The organism is Methylomonas sp. BG-2, from assembly GCF_057766305.1.
The window spans coordinates 16046-32517 of sequence record NZ_JBYMAP010000011.1; the positions used below are offsets into that span (position 1 = coordinate 16046).

The 16472-nt window shown below is 57.3% G+C and carries 20 protein-coding genes and 1 riboswitch; of the genes, 10 read left to right on the top strand and 10 right to left on the bottom strand.

What is annotated here, in order from left to right:
- Window positions 1-69: 69 nt before the first annotated feature.
- From AC3B8H_RS02090 to AC3B8H_RS02105, 4 genes are read right to left on the bottom strand one after another with little or no spacing between them, the layout of a single operon-like run.
- Entirely contained in the window at window positions 70-774 is a 705-nt protein-coding gene (locus tag AC3B8H_RS02090; RefSeq protein ID WP_488439959.1) for a potassium channel family protein, read from the bottom strand.
- Entirely contained in the window at window positions 771-2375 is a 1605-nt protein-coding gene (locus AC3B8H_RS02095; protein ID WP_488439960.1) for an NAD-binding protein, read from the bottom strand. Before AC3B8H_RS02095 ends, AC3B8H_RS02090 begins: the two co-directional genes overlap by 4 nt.
- Before the next feature lie 3 nt (window positions 2376-2378).
- Window positions 2379-3107 carry an SDR family oxidoreductase gene (locus AC3B8H_RS02100; protein ID WP_488439961.1) on the bottom strand — a complete coding sequence of 243 codons (729 nt, stop codon included), beginning with the start codon at window positions 3105-3107 and terminating at the stop codon, window positions 2379-2381.
- Window positions 3095-4087 carry an SPL family radical SAM protein gene (locus tag AC3B8H_RS02105; RefSeq protein ID WP_488439962.1) on the bottom strand — a complete coding sequence of 331 codons (993 nt, stop codon included), beginning with the start codon at window positions 4085-4087 and terminating at the stop codon, window positions 3095-3097. Before AC3B8H_RS02105 ends, AC3B8H_RS02100 begins: the two co-directional genes overlap by 13 nt.
- Before the next feature lie 109 nt (window positions 4088-4196).
- Between AC3B8H_RS02105 and ribF the strand changes: the two genes are divergently transcribed.
- Both ribF and AC3B8H_RS02115 read left to right on the top strand, forming a co-directional pair.
- Window positions 4197-5138, top strand: coding sequence for a bifunctional riboflavin kinase/FAD synthetase (gene ribF / locus AC3B8H_RS02110; protein ID WP_488439963.1), 942 nt, complete (start codon window positions 4197-4199; stop codon window positions 5136-5138).
- Entirely contained in the window at window positions 5135-5362 is a 228-nt protein-coding gene (locus AC3B8H_RS02115; RefSeq protein WP_488439964.1) for a DUF1289 domain-containing protein, read from the top strand. Before ribF ends, AC3B8H_RS02115 begins: the two co-directional genes overlap by 4 nt.
- Window positions 5363-5408: 46 nt before the next feature.
- On the opposite strand, the gene AC3B8H_RS02120 is transcribed toward AC3B8H_RS02115, so the two are convergent.
- The gene (locus AC3B8H_RS02120) at window positions 5409-5864 is read right to left on the bottom strand and encodes a DNA polymerase III subunit chi (protein WP_488439965.1); all 456 of its coding nucleotides are present in this window, start codon (window positions 5862-5864) and stop codon (window positions 5409-5411) included.
- Window positions 5865-5932: 68 nt separating this feature from the next.
- A complete protein-coding gene (locus AC3B8H_RS02125) occupies window positions 5933-7417 on the bottom strand; it encodes a leucyl aminopeptidase (protein WP_488439966.1) in 1485 nt (494 codons plus the stop codon).
- Between the two features lie 92 nt (window positions 7418-7509).
- Between AC3B8H_RS02125 and lptF the strand changes: the two genes are divergently transcribed.
- Entirely contained in the window at window positions 7510-8643 is a 1134-nt protein-coding gene (lptF, locus tag AC3B8H_RS02130; RefSeq protein ID WP_488439967.1) for an LPS export ABC transporter permease LptF, read from the top strand.
- A complete protein-coding gene (gene lptG / locus AC3B8H_RS02135) occupies window positions 8643-9710 on the top strand; it encodes an LPS export ABC transporter permease LptG (protein ID WP_488439976.1) in 1068 nt (355 codons plus the stop codon). Before lptF ends, lptG begins: the two co-directional genes overlap by 1 nt.
- 51 nt (window positions 9711-9761) lie before the next feature.
- Here lptG and AC3B8H_RS02140 read toward each other — a convergent pair whose 3' ends face one another.
- From AC3B8H_RS02140 to AC3B8H_RS02150, 3 genes are read right to left on the bottom strand one after another with little or no spacing between them, the layout of a single operon-like run.
- A complete protein-coding gene (locus tag AC3B8H_RS02140) occupies window positions 9762-10148 on the bottom strand; it encodes a lipocalin-like domain-containing protein (protein WP_488439968.1) in 387 nt (128 codons plus the stop codon).
- Between the two features lie 58 nt (window positions 10149-10206).
- Window positions 10207-10671, bottom strand: coding sequence for an RDD family protein (locus AC3B8H_RS02145; RefSeq protein WP_488439969.1), 465 nt, complete (start codon window positions 10669-10671; stop codon window positions 10207-10209).
- Window positions 10672-10851: a hypothetical protein gene (locus tag AC3B8H_RS02150; protein WP_064026486.1), complete on the bottom strand. Its 180-nt coding sequence runs from the start codon at window positions 10849-10851 to the stop codon at window positions 10672-10674.
- A 247-nt stretch (window positions 10852-11098) separates the two neighbouring features.
- Between AC3B8H_RS02150 and pcnB the strand changes: the two genes are divergently transcribed.
- The 5 genes from pcnB to panD all read left to right on the top strand — a co-directional run bounded on the left by pcnB (window position 11099) and on the right by panD (window position 15113).
- Window positions 11099-12478, top strand: coding sequence for a polynucleotide adenylyltransferase PcnB (pcnB, locus tag AC3B8H_RS02155; protein WP_488439977.1), 1380 nt, complete (start codon window positions 11099-11101; stop codon window positions 12476-12478).
- Window positions 12475-12978 (top strand): 2-amino-4-hydroxy-6-hydroxymethyldihydropteridine diphosphokinase, encoded by a 504-nt coding sequence (folK, locus tag AC3B8H_RS02160; RefSeq protein WP_488439970.1) that lies wholly within the window; start codon window positions 12475-12477, stop codon window positions 12976-12978. Before pcnB ends, folK begins: the two co-directional genes overlap by 4 nt.
- Window positions 12975-13784 carry a 3-methyl-2-oxobutanoate hydroxymethyltransferase gene (gene panB, locus AC3B8H_RS02165; RefSeq protein ID WP_488439971.1) on the top strand — a complete coding sequence of 270 codons (810 nt, stop codon included), beginning with the start codon at window positions 12975-12977 and terminating at the stop codon, window positions 13782-13784. Before folK ends, panB begins: the two co-directional genes overlap by 4 nt.
- A 2-nt stretch (window positions 13785-13786) precedes the next feature.
- A complete protein-coding gene (panC, locus tag AC3B8H_RS02170; RefSeq protein ID WP_488439978.1) occupies window positions 13787-14635 on the top strand; it encodes a pantoate--beta-alanine ligase in 849 nt (282 codons plus the stop codon).
- A gap of 97 nt (window positions 14636-14732) precedes the next feature.
- On the top strand, window positions 14733-15113 hold the full coding sequence (gene panD, locus AC3B8H_RS02175; RefSeq protein ID WP_488439972.1) for an aspartate 1-decarboxylase: 381 nt from the start codon (window positions 14733-14735) through the stop codon (window positions 15111-15113).
- Window positions 15114-15161: 48 nt separating this feature from the next.
- Here panD and fliW read toward each other — a convergent pair whose 3' ends face one another.
- Complete coding sequence (gene fliW / locus AC3B8H_RS02180; RefSeq protein ID WP_488439973.1) at window positions 15162-15620, bottom strand: flagellar assembly protein FliW; 459 nt, start codon at window positions 15618-15620, stop codon at window positions 15162-15164.
- Between the two features lie 133 nt (window positions 15621-15753).
- Window positions 15754-15976: riboswitch (cobalamin riboswitch) on the top strand.
- A 111-nt stretch (window positions 15977-16087) separates the two neighbouring features.
- Between fliW and AC3B8H_RS02185 the strand changes: the two genes are divergently transcribed.
- Window positions 16088-16472: TonB-dependent receptor plug domain-containing protein (locus AC3B8H_RS02185; RefSeq protein WP_488439974.1), on the top strand; the 385-nt coding region annotated here is incomplete at its 3' end.

Consider the following 16472-nt stretch of genomic DNA (forward strand, 5'->3'; position numbering starts at 1 on the left):
GAACCGCGCTGACGTGAGTAATATGTTAACAACTTCATGCGGCGATGGCCTAAATCGGCCAGCATTCCGCTATATACTGCAAAACTCGTCTTCGACATCTTTTTTAAACGCTCGAATTTCCCGAGTCGGCCCCAGAATCACCAGAATGTCGCCGGCGTTCAAGCGGCGTTCGGTTTGTTCGCTGACAAACTGCAACTGGTCGCCGGACTGTTGGTCGACGATGCCGATCAGGATTAGATTGTACTGCGTCCCCAGCTCCAGTTGCTCGACGGTGCGGCCTCGCAAATAGCTGGACTGAGGAATCGCGATTTCCGCCATCCGCAAATCGTGGCGGCCGAATACGGTGTGGTCGAAAATATCGGTAATGTCCGGCCGTTTCAGCATGTCGTGAATCTTGCGTCCGCAAATTTCGTAGGGATCGATGATTTTGTTGGCGCCGGCCGCCAACAGTTTTTCGGCCGATTCCGGGCTGTCGACGATGGCGATGATGATCAGTTTCTTGTCCATCGCCCGAGCCGACAAGGTCAGAAACACGTTTTCGGAATCATCGTCGAAAAAACAAAACAGGATGTCGATATCCCGGCCTATCCCGATCGATTTCAATTCCTCGTCGCTGCGAAAATCGATCGTGGCCGATTCGAAGCCGTTTTCGGCCGCCATCGCGGTATGCAGCGGCCGATGGTCGATGACCAGGATGTCGTGATGCTCGCGATCCAGGCGGCTGATGGCCTCGAACGAAAGACGGTTGTAACCGAAAACGGCGACTTTTTTCATGGTAAGGTCCTGTGCCACAAGCGGCGCTGCTCGACCTGATCGCGAAAATGATCGATCCCGTATTTCCGCCCCAGCAACACTAGCAAATCGCCGTGGCGCAGGATGAATTTTTCTTCGGGATTGAAGTAAAAATGTTGCTGTTTCACCTGGTATTTGTTCTTATGCTTGAAATGGATGGGATTGTCGCTGATCACGCCCAGCAGCGTCAGCTTGTTTTGCCGCAATTCCAACTGGCCGATGCAACGGTTGTCGAGAGGCGAGTTTTCGGTGACTAAAACGGTTTCCATCGTAATCTCGGTCTGGTTTTGCAGAATCCCGGAAATCGCCTCGAAGGCCACCGGTTGGCCGACAAACTCGGCCGCCAGCAACCCGGCGACCTCGAACGGCCGAATCACGTTGTCGGCGCCGGCCTGGTAGAGTTTGTTGACGTTTTCGTGGCGATTGGCACGGGAAATGATGCGCACGTTTTTATTCAAATGCCGGCCGGTCAGCGTGATGTAAACGTTGACGACATCGTCGCCGGTGATGCATAAAATCGCAGTGGCGCCGCGATTGATGCCGGCGTTCAGTAATACTTCGTTTTTGCTGGCATCGTTTTGCACCGCCAGATACCCCAGATTCTTGGCCTGGACGACGTTGGTTTCCTTGCGGTCGATAATAATAAATGCCTGCTGCTCCCGATGCAGATGGCGGGCAATTTCCTGGCCGACTCGGCCAAAGCCGCAAATGATGATGAAGCTTTTGTAGCGGTCCAGTTCGGCATAGGCGCGGCTTTCGCGTAGCGACAGCATTTTTTCGGCGAAGGCGGCGATCAGAATCGACGTAAAAAACGACAACACGCCGATGCTGGTCAGAATCAGAAATACCGCGACCCAACGTCCGCCGGTGGTTTGCGGGGTGATGTCGCCGTAACCGACCGTCGCCAAAGTCACGACGGCCCAATAGAAGGCGTCGAACATGGTTTTGATGCTGCCGCCCGCCAACTGGTATTCGAACATATAAATCGCCACGCTGGCGATGAACAGCAAGAAACCGCTGAAAATCAGCAAGGTGGTCAGTTCGTAGCGCCGGCTGGCCAGCACGTTGGCAAATAATTTGGCGCTATCCGAGTAGCGGAACAGCTTGAACAAGCGGAATACGATAAAAATGCGCAAGATGTCCAACGGTCGATAGCTGGGCAAAATTGCCAAAATATCGATCACCGCGAACGCCGAACTCATGTATTCCAGTTCCTTCGCGAGGATGCGCTTGCCGGCCGCCGGCAAATTGAACGGCAAATTCAAGTACAGGGCTTTTTCGTATTCTTCGATGATGATTTTGTAGGAATCCGAATAAATCCAACCGCGCAATAAATACTCGGCGATGAAGACCGCCAGGATTGCCTGCTCGAAATAGCCGCCCATCGTGCTGGCTTGATGTTCGATCCGGTACAGCAAAAAAATCACGCTCAACACAATCAAGCCGATCATGATGCTGTCGAAGCGTCGTTTACTCGGGCTATGCGACTCTTCCAACAATTGATAAAAAAATCGTTTGCTGCGCCGGTAGCCATCGGCCGACTTCAGGAAATACGCGGCGTAAACGATTAGTTTGGAGAACATGGCTTAAGGCTGATGGGGTGGTTTCTTAAAGTCGACGACCTTGCTGGCCGGGCCAAGGTTGATTTCGTCGATCACCAGATGCGGGCCGGCTTGCAAGATATAGAGTGCCGCGTCGGCGACGTCGGCGGCGCTCAAGGCTTGCCCCGCTTGCTTGCCCGGCGCGAAGTGCAAGTGGTCGAAAAACGCGGTATCGACCATGCCGGGGTTGATCAAGGATACCCGAACGCCGCTCTTGCCGCATTCTTCGCGTAACGCCTGACTAAAACCGCGTAATGCAAACTTGCTGGCGCAATAGATGCTGCCGTTACGGCTGCCTTTCAGCGCGGCTTCCGAGCCGATGTAGAGCAGATTGGCGTGAGCTTGGTGCTTAAGCTGGGGCAGCAGTGCCCGCGTCAAACAGGCTTGGGCGGTGAAGTTGACGGACATCAGTTGCTCGATCTGTGCCGGCGAAAACTGCTCGAGCGCGCCGAACCGGCCGTAACCGGCTGCAAACACCGCGCCGTCGAGATCCGGAAAATCCTGTTGCAACCGTTTCGCGAACGGCGCGATGGCGGATAAATCCGCCAAATCCAGCGCCATCGGATAAAAGCGCGGATCGGTCCGCTCGAAACGGCGGCTATCGCGGGACGTGCCGATTACGCGATGGCCTTGTTGTAACAGACGCCGGGCGATTGCACGGCCGATGCCCGAGCTCGCGCCGGTGACCAGGATGGCGCGGCTCATGGCACGCATCGGAAAAACCGGGCTGCGTCCACATAGCGCAGTAACATCTCGCTACAGTCGGCGAGCATCGCTTGTTCCAGATCGGCGCGATAAGACACCAGGCCGGCCGAGGTTTGCAACGGACTGGCAAACAGGCGCTCGTCCGGATAGAGCTTATGCATCTTCTTGAAATACGCCTCGGGCAGGCGGAAGGCGCCGAGGCTGACCGAGTGCAAGATTTCGGCATCCAGCGCCGCGAAAACTTGCTGGAACAGAGTTCGATATTGCTCTCGGTAATCGTGTTGGTAAATCAGCGGATCGAAACGCAGCCCGATCGGCCAGCCCTGTTGTTGCAATTTGGCCGCTGCCTCCAAGCGTTTGGCAAGGCCGGGCGCCTTGGCTTCGACCTGTTCGGCCACCGCGTCCGGCGACAAGCTGAATGCGACGACGCAACGCGGCCACGGTTGGCGCGTCAGCAGGCTGCGAATTTGAGTGCTCTTGGTACGCAATTCCAGCCAGGCATTGGGCAGCGTCTCGAAAAACGGCAGGAATTGCTCGGCAAAACCGGTGACGGGCTCCAGGGCCAGACTGTCGCAATCGTAGCCCGAGAAAAAATAGACGGCTTCGTCGGGCGTTTCGGCGCAAATTTGCTGAATTTCGCGCTGAAAATCCTCGAAATTGACGAATAGCACGTAATTGGCCGACTGGTACATGCCTTGCAAAAAGCAGTAGCGGCAGTCGTACAGGCAATTCAGCATATGCGAGAAATAGAAATTGCGCGTGCCGCCGATACCGTAACCGGCCGGCGCCGGCAGCGCGAAGTTCCGGTATTTCTCGGCTAGAATCAGCGCCGGCCTTTGCTTTTGCAGGCGAAAATTCTGCGCCCTGGGATTGAAGACTTCACCATAGCGCGCGCACTCGACCACGCGCGCTCGCGGAAAGCGGGCGCGTATCGCCGCCGTGCGCGAATGCCCGGTGACGGCGGCTTCGATATACAAGGTATCTATCATGCGGGCCTAAACAACGAAAGCGGAAACTCGGTCGGGTGCTCATTATAAATGACGATAGGCCGGGGCCGGCGCTTGCTGATAGAATCGTGGCTTTTAAACCGACTCAGCCATGCGATTGATCAGAGGCCTGCATCATCTGGAACCGTTGCGCGACGGTTGCGCATTGACGATAGGCAATTTCGACGGGCTGCACCTCGGCCACCGCCGCGTCATCGAAACCCTGGCCGAGCATGGCCGCCGCCTGCGGCTGCCGACCGTGGCGATGGTGTTCGAGCCGCAACCGCTGGAATATTTTCTCGGCGACCACGCCCCGTCGCGGCTGACCCGCTTGCGGGAAAAAGCCATTCAATTCGCCAAACTGCCGATAGACGAACTGTTGGTGCTGCCCTTCAACCGGACCCTGGCCGATTGCGATGCCGAGCATTTCATTCGCGACATTCTGGTCGGCCGCCTGCACGTCAAGCATTTGGTGGTCGGCGACGACTTTCATTTCGGCAAGGCCAGACGCGGCAATTTCGCGATGCTGCAGCATTTCGGCGAACAATTCGGATTCGCGGTCGAAGACAGCCATTCCTTCGAGGTCGAGAATTTGCGGGTCAGCAGCACCCTGATTCGGGATGCCCTCAGCGAAGGTCAACTGGAGCTGGCTCGAGCCATGTTGGGGCGCGATTTTTCGGTGTGCGGACGGGTAGCCCACGGCGACAAGCGCGGTCGCGAACTGGGTTTCCCGACCGCCAACGTCCAGATGTTCCGCAAAAATACGCCGATCGTCGGCGTGTACGCGGTGACGATGAGCGGTCTGGACGGTAACGAATATCCAGGGGTCGCCAACGTCGGCACCCGTCCCACGGTCGACGGCGGCGCCAAAGTGGTCTTGGAAACCCATTTATTCGATTTCAATCAAGACATTTACGGCCAATACGTGGAGGTTCATTTCAAGCGCAAATTGCGTGACGAAACCCGCTTTCCGTCGTTGACGGCACTAAAAGCGCAAATCCAACTGGATGTGGTCGATGCGCGGCGGTATTTCAGCGAGGAGGCTTTGGGATGAACGGACAAGATCGGGTGGCTTCGCCCTGCGTGCGCAATTGTTGCCTGGACGACGAGGACATTTGCTTGGGATGCTTCCGGAGTTTGCCGGAAATTTGCGCCTGGAGCACCGCCGACGACCGCGAGCGCTTTCGTTGTCTGGCCCGCGCCGAACAGCGTAAAACGGCAAGGGCGACCAAAGTCCAAGCAGGAGCCGGCGAGCCAACCGGCGGCATCTCGCCGTAGCATGCGGGCATTCGCCAATGCGCAATGGCGCGCCGCCGAGAAAATCTCAGATCTTATGGGTCTGGATCGCCAAGCCGAGTTGCTGATAATGCCGATAGCGCTGGCGACCGGCTTGTTTGCTGGCTTCGCTGTTATCAAGGATCTCGAGTATCCGTTCGGTCGGCGGCGAGGAGGGCGGAAAGTCGGCGGACAGGTTGACGATGACGCCGCGCCAGCTTTCCGGAATGTCGCCGGCGCCGATCAGAATTGTGCCGGAGTAGCTTGGTAACGCGCCCGAATAACGTTGATGCGGCACGAAACTGCCCGCCCGAAACGTCCACAAACGCTTGTCCATCAGCTCGGCCTGCTCGGCCGAATCGGTGAGCACATAACAAAATCGGCCGCTACGGTAGATCTTTTCGATCAGTTTGCAGGCGAATTCGTAGCGCTGTTCCTGATCGTGCGAAGCCAGCACGTAAAAGCTGACTTCAGGCAGAGTGGGTGAATGGCCGGGCTCGGTCATGTCGTGGGCGTGGCTTGGCGGGGGCAGCGGCAACCGCTGCGGCCGAGGTTAATTTCCCCCAAACCAACTTACGCCGCCGCCCGGTTCAGCAAATACTGAGTCAGCAACGGTACCGGCCGGCCGGTCGCGCCTTTATTGGCGCCGGTACGCCAAGCGGTGCCGGCGATGTCGATGTGAGCCCAGCGGAAATCCTCGGCGAATTTGGACAGAAACACCGCCGCGGTAATGCTGCCGCCGTCCGGGCCGCCGATGTTGGCCAGATCGGCGAAATTGGATTTAAGCTGTTCCTGGTATTCTTCCCAGATCGGCATGCGCCAGAGCATGTCGCAGGCGGTTTCGCTGGCACCCAGCAGATCGCTGCACAATTTGTCGTCGTTACCGAACAGGCCGCTCGGCACCCGGCCCAGCGCGACAATGCAGGCGCCGGTCAGCGTGGCCATGTCGATCACCACGTCGGGATTATATTTTTTGGCGTAGGTCAGCGTGTCGCACAGAATCAAGCGGCCTTCGGCATCGGTGTTCAGCACTTCGATGGTTTTGCCGGACATGCTGGTCAGGATGTCGCCGGGTTTGTTGGCGGCGCCGTCCGGCAGGTTTTCGGAAGACGGAATCAGGCCGACGATGTTCAGCGGCAAGTTCAATTGGGTGACCGCTCGCAGAATCCCTAACACGCTAGCCCCGCCGCACATGTCGTACTTCATTTCGTCCATGCCTTGGCCGGGTTTCAGCGAGATACCGCCGGCATCGAAGGTCAGGCCCTTGCCGACCAGCACGATGGGTTTGTGGTTGCCGTCGCCGCCCTGATACTCCAGGCAAATCAGCTTGGCCGGCTGGCGGCTGCCGCGCGATACGGCCAGGAACGAGCCCATGCCCAGCGCTTCCATGTCGTGTTCTTCCAGAATTTGGCAGGTCAGTTTGTCGTGTTGGCCGGCCAGTGCCAAGGCCTGCTCGGCCAGATAAGTCGGCGTGCAGACGTTGCCGGGCAGGTCGCCGAGCGATTTGGCTAGCTCGACGCCGGCCGCAATCGCCGCGCCTTGTCGCAATCCGGCTTCGGCCTGGGCGTGTTGCGCCTCGCTGGTTATGATGGTCAGTTGTTGCAACGGAATCTTGTCGTCGATTTTTTTGGTCGCGCTGTATTGATAAACGCCGTCGCCAAACAGCTCGACGATTTGGCGGGCTTTCCATGGCACGTCGGCGGCTTCGACCTCAATGTCCAGCAGAGCGGCGGCCGCGGCCTTGACCTTGCTCGCCTTGACCGCGCCTACCGCCGCGGTCAGCGCCTTGCGGAACTGCTTGCGGCCGACCTTGCCGCGCTCGCCGAATCCGACCAACACCACGCGTTGAATACCGCCTTCCGGCAAATGGTTGATTAACAGTGTTTCGGCGTTTTTCCCCTTGATATCGCCCCGGCCGATCAGTTTGGCGAGCAGGCCGCCAAATTGTTGATCCAGAGCAGTCGCGGCCGGGCTGAGTTGTTGGTTTTCGTAGAGGCCGACCAGTAGGCAGTCGCTTTGCAGTTTGTCTAGGGGAGCGCTTTCTATAAAATAGTCCATTGCGATAGGTCGTGAGTGTCTTGGATTGAGGGGTTTCGCCGAGGCGCGGCCGAGTTCGCCGGATTATACCTTAGAAAATCAGGAGTGCGTTGTTGAGCAATTTGCGAGCTTTACCCAGTGCCGGCCGGCCGTTTCGGCTGTTGACGGTGCTGGACAAAATGATCGTCAAGGAGTTGTTTTTGACGGTCGCCGGGGTGTTGACGGTGCTGGTGGTGATTATCGTCAGCCGCAAATTCATCCGGGTGTTGGCTCAGGCCATCGAAGGTAACATCGCCAATGAGACGGTACTGACTTTATTGGGTCTGAAAATTGTCTTGGCCGCCAATGCCTTCCTGCCGGCATCGCTGTTCATGGCGGTGCTGATGGTGTTGGGGCGGATGTACCGGGAACAAGAGATGGCGGCGATCGCCTCCGCCGGCGGCAGTGTGTTCACGATTTACCGCGCGGTATTTCTGTTGGTCGTGCCGCTGAGTCTGGCCGGCGTGGCATTGTCGATGCAGGCGGCGCCCTGGGCCGAGGCGATGAGCGAAAAGCTGATGCATCAGGATCGGCAAGACGCCGATATTCGCGGCATCTCGGCCGGCCGTTTCAGCGAATACAGCGACGGCGAGTTGATCTTTTATACCGAGTCCGTCGATAAGGACGGCCGCATGCACCAAGTGTTCGTGCAAAACAAACAAGGCGAGCGCACCGGTGTCGTCAACGCCGAAACCGGGCGCTTGGCATTTTTACCCGGCGGCCTGTACTTAATACTGGAAAATGGCGAACGGGTGATGGGCCAGCCCGGCAATCGGGACTTCACGATCGAAAAATTCGGTGAATATTCGGTACTGGTGGAAAAGAAAACCACCGAACTGGTCTTGGGCCGGGAGGCGGTGGCAACCGAAGACTTGTGGTCGTCTAAAGAAACCCGCGATGTCGCCGAATTGCAGGATCGCTTGAACACGCCTTCCGGCGTGATCTTGCTGGCGTTTTTGGGCGTACCGCTGGCGCGGCTTTCGCCGCGAGGCGGTATTTACGGCAGCATGATGGTGGCTTTCGGTATTTATTTCGTGTACGGCAATTTGCAACGGGTCAATCATAGCTGGGTAGTCGGCGGCAAGGTACCGGGCTGGCTCGGCTATTTTTGGGTGGACGCGTTGTTGTTGCTGGTTGGCCTGCTAATGCTGGCTCGCCTGTACGGCTGGCGCTGGCTGTGGGAAACCGTAAAGGGGAAAGTGGCATGATCAACGTTCTGACCTGGTATATCGTCAAGGAAATCGTTAAGGGTTCGTTGATTGCCGTGTTGCTGTTGTTGACCTTGTTCAACCTGTTCAGCTTCAGTGACGAGCTGAAAGACTTGGGTCAAGGCAATTACGGGCTGAAACAAATCCTATGGTTCCTGACCTTGACTTCGCCCCGGGTGTTTTACGAATTGATCCCGTCATCGGCATTGCTGGGTAGCTTGTTCGTGGTTGGCTCAATGGCGAACAACCGGGAAATCGTCGCGATGCGCGCGGCCGGTTTGTCGATCGCCTGGATCATCCGCTCGATCATGTTGGCCGGTCTGTTGCTGGTCAGCGTTGCGGTCGCGGTAGGTGAATTCGTCGCGCCGACTTGCGAGAAAGCCGCGCAAGTCCTGAAAACCACCGCCTTGCATGACGGCGTGGTGATGCGCTCGCTTTACGGCATGTGGCTGCGCGAAGGCGACAGCTTCATCAATGTCCGTAAACTGCAAGACGACGGCACCTTGGCTGATATCCGGATTTACGACATCGGCGACCAACACCGGGTGAGTCGAATCACCCAGGCCGAACGTGCCCAATTTCTGGGCAACAGGCAGTGGAAGCTGGAAAACGTCCGCTATTCGGAAATCGGCCAACCGCGAATTTTAGCTGGCGCCCAACCCGAACAGGCCTGGACTTCGGGCATCGATTCGGATTTACTGAAAGTGGCGGTCGTCAATTCGGACAATTTGTCGTTGTACGATTTGTTTATGTATATCGATTTTCTGAAACAGAACAGTCAGAAATCGCAAAGTTACGAGCTGGCGTTCTGGAGTCGTTTGATCAACCCGTTCGTAACCTTCGTGATGTTGATGGTGTCGGCGCCGTTCGTGATTGGCATAGGTCGCGGCACCAGTACCGGCGCCAGGGTAATGATAGGCATCGTGATCGGAATGACTTTCAACATTTTCGATCGGATCGCGGGCCACGTCGGCTTGGTTTACGACATGAATCCGATGCTGATGGCCATGCTGCCCAGCGCCGTGGTGTTTTGCGTGGCTTCGTTGGCGGTGTGGCGAGTCAGCTAGCGCTCGAGCGGGCGGGAAAGGGCGGAAGACTCCGCCCCTGGCGGGACTGGGTTACTTGTGGGTCATGAACAGATAGAGAAATTTACATTTCAAGGTCATGTCCTTGCCGTCCAATTCCACGACCGAACAGTCTTCATATTTTTCGCGGCCGGGCGTGATTTGTTTTTTGATCACACCGTTCTCGACACTGTATTTGATTGGAATGGTCATTTCGCCGATACCGCTACGCGCGTCTTCGCCAGTCGTGATCAAGGTGCCGTCTTTTTGAAACTCCCAAGTGACCTGCAAGGGCTTCTTCTCTCTGTCCAATGCCAGAGCTTCGGCGGTGACTTGCCATTTTCCGATGAGTTTGGAGTTGTCTTGCAGTGGTACGTCGGCATGAGCGGCCGCCGAGATCAATGCGCCGAACAGCGACAGGGCTATTGTTATAGTTTTCATTGTGGACTCCCGGACTAGGATTGGTGTGAGGCGCGAATATAGCACATCCATTTCGGCATTATTCCCGGCCATCCGGAAAAAACAGGCGGGTGCCGGAGAAGCGATCATGCCAGGTCAAGCCTTCCCTGTCGATCAAGCACCATACGAAGCCCAAGCCCAGACAGCTCCAAGACAGTAGGCCGCCGATAAAGCGCAAGCCGGCGCGCGGCCATCCCACGCTGCCGCCGGCGCTGTCGACGACCCGGATTTTCCAGGCTTTCAAGCCGAGCGTCTGTCCACCGTGCGTCCAAAACCAACCGTAAAAACCGAACGCCACCGCCAACAAGTACAGCGGATAGTAATATTGGCCGCTTTTAAAGGCTTCGCCGGCGTTGAACGGCAGGATCAGCGCGGTTGCCAGAAACCAGATCGCCAACAACAGGAAGCCGTCGTAAAACACGGCGGCCATACGACGCAAAAAACCCGGTGTCGCGGCTTTGGCGGCACCGGGTTTCGCGGTTTGAAAAAGTTCGTTACGCCGCAATTATTTTTCAAACAAGGCCAGCTTCTGGCCCATGTACATGCTCATGCCGACCAGGCAGCCCAGCATAACCAGCGAGAACAAGAAAGGCGGCCGGTGAAACACCAGCAATGCAAAATCGGCCACGAACAGACTGGTGAACAAGGGTTGGTCGATAAAACCATTTAATATCTTCTTAAACATACGCTCCACGCTCCGAAGTAAATTGCCCGCCGCCGGAGCCCGGACAACGAGGACAGTCATCGATATTATTTAGTATCGCCGCCACTCGGCGAGTCTCTGAATTCTACCTATAAAGGTAGGGATTGTAAAAGAAAGCGCTCGATTGAGCATGAATCTGGCTCGGTGTTATGATACAGGCGCCCGGCCGGCCGATCCAGCTTGACAGCCCGCGCGACCCGCCGCCACTCAAAACTTTAGGGATAGAGCCATTTTTAGTTTTTTCAGAAGAATTTTCTCGCCACCCGGCGCCGTTGCCGTAGCGGCTCCGGCCGCGCCGCGGTCCGGCAATGCCCCGAGAATATACGCGCGCGCCGAACATTGTATTTCCAGAGCGCAAATCAGCGAAAATGCCTTGAAGGTATTGTTGCGGCTAAAAAAAGCCGATTTCGAGGCCTATCTGGTCGGCGGATGCGTCAGGGATTTGCTTTTAGGCCGAGAGCCGAAAGACTTCGATGTCGCGACTAACGCCAGCCCCGAGCAGGTCAAGCAGATATTCCGCAATTGCCGAATCATAGGCCGGCGCTTCCGGCTGGCCCACGTATTTTTCGGCCGGGAAATTATCGAGGTAGCCACCTTCCGGGGTTCGGAAGCCGAAGAGCCGGATCAACAAGTAGTACACGAAGACGGCCGTTTACTGCGCGATAACGTATTCGGTACGCTGGAGGAGGATGTCTGGCGGCGGGATTTCACCGTCAACGCGCTCTACTACAATATTCGCGATTTTTCGGTCGTGGACTTTACCGGCGGCATGCGCGACCACGCCGCCGGCATCTTGAAACTGATCGGCGATCCCCGGCAGCGTTACCGCGAAGATCCGGTGCGGATGCTGCGCGCGGTGCGCTTTGCGGTCAAACTGAGTTTCAGCTTGCATCCGGACACGGGGCAGCCGATATACGAACTTGCCGATCTGCTAAAAAGCATACCCTCCGCGCGCCTGTACGACGAAGTGTTGAAGTTGTTTCTGGCCGGCTACGGCGTGCAGACCTTCGAAATGCTTCGTCATTACGGCTTGTTCGCGATCCTGTTTCCCGACACCGATCGGTGCCTGGCCAGCGAGGATCACGATTTCCCCCGACTGTTTCTGATCCGAGCACTGGAAAATTCCGACGCGCGCTTTAACGAGGGCAAGACGCTGACCCCCTATTTTCTGCTGGCCGCGTTATTGTGGGAACCCTTGGCCGTGTCCGCCCAACAACGCCTCACCCACGGCGAAAACGAAACGCTGGCCTATCAGAACGCCGCCAACGAGGTGTTGGGGCGGCAGGTTAAGATTACCGCCATGCCGCGCCACATCACGCAATCGATACGAGACGTTTGGTTTTTGCAACAGAAATTTACCCGCACGGTGGGTTCGCGGCCATTTCGCTTGCTCGAACAACCCAAATTCCGCGCGGCCTACGACTTCCTGCATTTGCGCGCGGAAACCGGCGGCGCCGATCCGGAATTGGTCGCCTGGTGGACGCGCTTTCAGGAAGCCGACGAAGACGAACGCAACCGGATGACCGCGCCGCCCAAGGGCGGCGGCAAACCCCGAGCGCGAAAAACAGGCCGCTACCGTTCTCGTTCCAAACAACCTAACCCGCAATGAGCCTACCCGCTGGTTATAGGGAAGCCTATATCGGCCTGGGCAGCAATCTGGAAGACTCGGTCGCTCACGTCACGCAAGCCAGAGTCGAGATCGCCGCGCTAGCCGAGGTTATCGAACTGGGTTTTTCGGCGCTGTACCGCAGCCTGCCGGTCGGGCCGCAAGATCAACCGGACTACGTTAACGCGGCGATGCGGATCGCCACCGCGTTGCCGGCCATCGATTTGTTGCGCCGGCTGCAAGCTATCGAAAACCGCCACGGTCGAGTGCGCGGGCAACGCTGGGGCGCCCGCACCCTGGATTTGGATCTGTTGCTCTACGACGCTCAAATCATCGAGCAACCCGACTTGATCGTCCCCCATCCCGAACTGGCCAAGCGTGCCTTTGTCCTGTATCCGCTGGCCGAGCTTTCGGTACCGGATTTGACGGTACCCGGCCTCGGCTCGCTGTCGGAATTGATGACTCACTGCCCCCCGGACGGGCTGACCCGATTCGTTTCATGACCCTGTACGGCGAGACGGCCAAAATGTTGACGGTCAGCGATCTGGCGGCGATGAAGCGCGCCGGCGAAAAAATTAGCTGCCTGACCGCTTACGACGCCAGCTTCGCCGCCGTACTCGATCGAACGGGTATCGACGTGCTGCTGGTTGGCGATTCGTTGGGCATGGTCATCCAAGGCGAAACGACTACATTGCCCGTGACCATCGACGACATGGTCTACCACGGCCGCTGCGTGGCAAGGGCGCGTCGCCGGGCGTTTTTGATCGTCGATTTGCCGTTTGCCAGCTACGCGCTGCCCGAACAAGCGCTGAGCAATGCCGCTCGGCTAATCCGCGAGGGCGGCGCGCAAATGGTCAAGCTGGAAGGCGCCAAGCCGGCCATCGTTGCCTTTTTGGTCGAGCAAGGCATTCCGGTGTGCGGGCATCTGGGCCTGCTGCCGCAATCGGTCAACCGGCTGGGCGGGTATCGGGTGCAAGGCCGAGACGCCGACCAAGCCGAGCGGATTCTGGCCGACGCCGTGGCATTGGAACAAGCCGGCGCCGGCGCTCTGGTGCTGGAATGCGTGCCGGCGGCACTGGCCGCCAGCATCAGCCGGCGGTTGGCGGTACCGGTAATCGGCATCGGCGCCGGCGCCGCTTGCGACGGCCAAGTATTGGTGGTCTACGACATGCTCGACATTGGCGTCGGCAAACGGCCGCGTTTTTCGAAAAACTTCATGGCCGGCGCGGCCGGCGTCGCGGATGCGGTCAGCCGCTACCGCGCCGCCGTCAAATCCGGCGCATTTCCCGGCTCCGAACACAGCTACTGATGATGCAAACCGTCGAACGCATTGAAGCATTGCGAACGCTGCTGAAGCCCTGGCGACGCGCGGATTTGAAAATTGCCTTCGTGCCGACGATGGGCAATCTGCATGCCGGACATCTCCGGCTGGTGGAGGCGGCTCGCCGGCAAGCCGACAAGGTTGTCGTCAGTATTTTCGTGAATCCGGCTCAGTTCGGCCCCAATGAGGATTTTGGCAGTTACCCGCGCACCGAAGCCGACGACGCCGCCAAATTGAGCGAAGCCGGTGCCGACCTGCTGTTTCTGCCCGGCGTCGCCGAAATCTATCCGCGGACCTCCCTGACGACGGTTTCGGTTGCCGGTTTGTCGACCATTCATTGCGGCGCGAGTCGGCCGGGGCATTTCGACGGCGTAGCGTTAGTCGTCTGCAAATTGTTGAACATGGTTCAGCCCGATCTGCTGCTGCTTGGCGAAAAGGATTTTCAACAGCTGACGCTGATCCGGCGCATGGTAGCCGATCTGAATTTGCCGGTCGAAATCCAAGGTGTCGCGACGGCGCGGGACGATGACGGGTTGGCGCTCAGTTCGCGTAACGGTTATTTGACGCCGCCGCAACGCGCTACCGCGCCCGAATTGTACCGTTGTTTGTGTGCCGCTAAAGCGGCGATACGGCACGGCGAGCGGGATTTTGCCGCGATAGAGGCCGCTCAATCGCTTCGGCTGGCGCAAGCAGGATTCGTTGTGGATTACTTTACGATTTGTCGCGCCGCCGATCTGGCGCCCGCAACCTTAGGCGACACCGACATGGTGATTCTTGCCGCCGCCAAACTCGGCAACACCCGCTTGATCGACAACCTGACTTGCCGTTCAAATGATTGACGAGACAAGGCTTTCCGGCGACAAAGCCAATGTCGATATTTGATAGCCCGTTCAAATTCAGGCATAATCGCTGCCCCTGTCTTCGAACTTGTTTATCATGCAAACCATCATGCTTAAAGCCAAGTTACACCGTGCGCGGGTAACGCATTCAGAACTGGATTACGAAGGATCCTGTGCGATTGACGGCAAGATTTTGGATTTTTCAGGGATTAGGGAATACGAGCAGATCCATATTTACAACGTCAACAACGGCGAACGCTTCACGACGTACGCAATTCGCGCTCAGGACGGCTCCGGTATTTTTTCGATCAACGGCGCGGCGGCTCGTTTGGCGTGTCCCGGCGATTTGATCATCGTCGCCGCTTACGTCAGCCTCGACGAAAAAGAGTTGAAAAACTATCAACCGACGCTGGTCTACTTCGACGGCAACAACAACATCAGCCACTCCAGCCACGCCATCCCGGTTCAGGCGGCTTAAAATCTTACTCAACCGCCGCTGTCTCGCGGGCGGTTGAGTCCTGCCTGTCTAAGCTTCAGACACGTCGATTTCGCTGATTTTCTCGGTCAGCGTAATGCTTTGTTCTATCGTCACCAACACCTTCTGATAGCCGATGCGCTTGTTGCTATTGATCAGCAACGGCGATTTGATCGAACCCTTGATGGTCGGCTTGCCGTTTTCCTGCTCGTTATCCTTGTGCAGCAAAATCAAGATCAATAAATCGTCGCCTTGCTCGATTTTCAATAGCGCTTCTTCGTCGTCGGTCAACGTGAAGTTGTAATTGATGTTGAAATGGGCCGGATGCGCGACCGAGAACGTCAATTCCGCGTTATCGACCGCTTGCAGCCAATAAACGATTTCGCTGCCTTCCTGATGAAACAGCTTGAAACGGGTTTCATCCTCGAAGCCAGGGATACCGCGCGGAAAGCTGATGATGGTGTCCGGATTGATGTCTTGGTTGCCTAGCAATTTCGATTGAATTTCCATGATCCCGCCAATTTCTATTGAAGCCTTGTTGAGTGGCCTCGTTGATAAATGCCCCCAAGTTATAGCATGTAACCGGTGATTTGCAATCCTTGCCGGGAGACTTGCCTTGCGCAATCGCCCATTCCGGCCTAAAATCGCCTTCCCTCTTTCAGGTGTCCTGGACCCAACTGGGTCCGGCTTAAACAGGAAGTCGGTGAGCCGGTGTCATCCACCGTTCATGCCGACGCTGCCCCCGCAACGGTAGATAAGTCAAGAACTGCGAACAAGCCACTGTGCCATCGCGCATGGGAAGGCCGCAGCTTCAGGCCGGCAGGCCGCTTATAAGCCCGGAGACTGGCCGGAAAGATCATTCGAGACAGCGGAGGGCTGTTTACGGAATGGTCGCAGCCTGTCTACGCCTTTTTCGTGCCCCGTTTCTCCTCTGTCGTTTTTCTATCCCGATTGCGCGGTGGGCGCAGAGGACAAGCATGCACAAAAATTACTACCCATTGCTGGCACTGGCGGGAGCCGGTACCGTTTTTTCAGGGCCAACAGCGGCCGAATCGAGTGCCAATCTGCCGGATACCGTGGTCACGGCAACCCGTAGCGCCACCGTCGCCGACGAGTTGGCGAGCGCAACCACGGTATTTACTCGCAACGACATTGAGCAACTGCAAGTCAAAACCTTGCCGGATCTGCTGAAAACCGCGCCGGGCCTGGATATTACCCAGAACGGCGGATACGGCCAACAAGCGAATGTGTACCTGCGCGGCACCAATTCCGACCATATTCTGGTGTTAATCGACGGCATCAAGGCCGGTTCGGTGACCTTGGGCACGACCGCGTTTCAGTGGCTGCCGCTCGATCAGATCG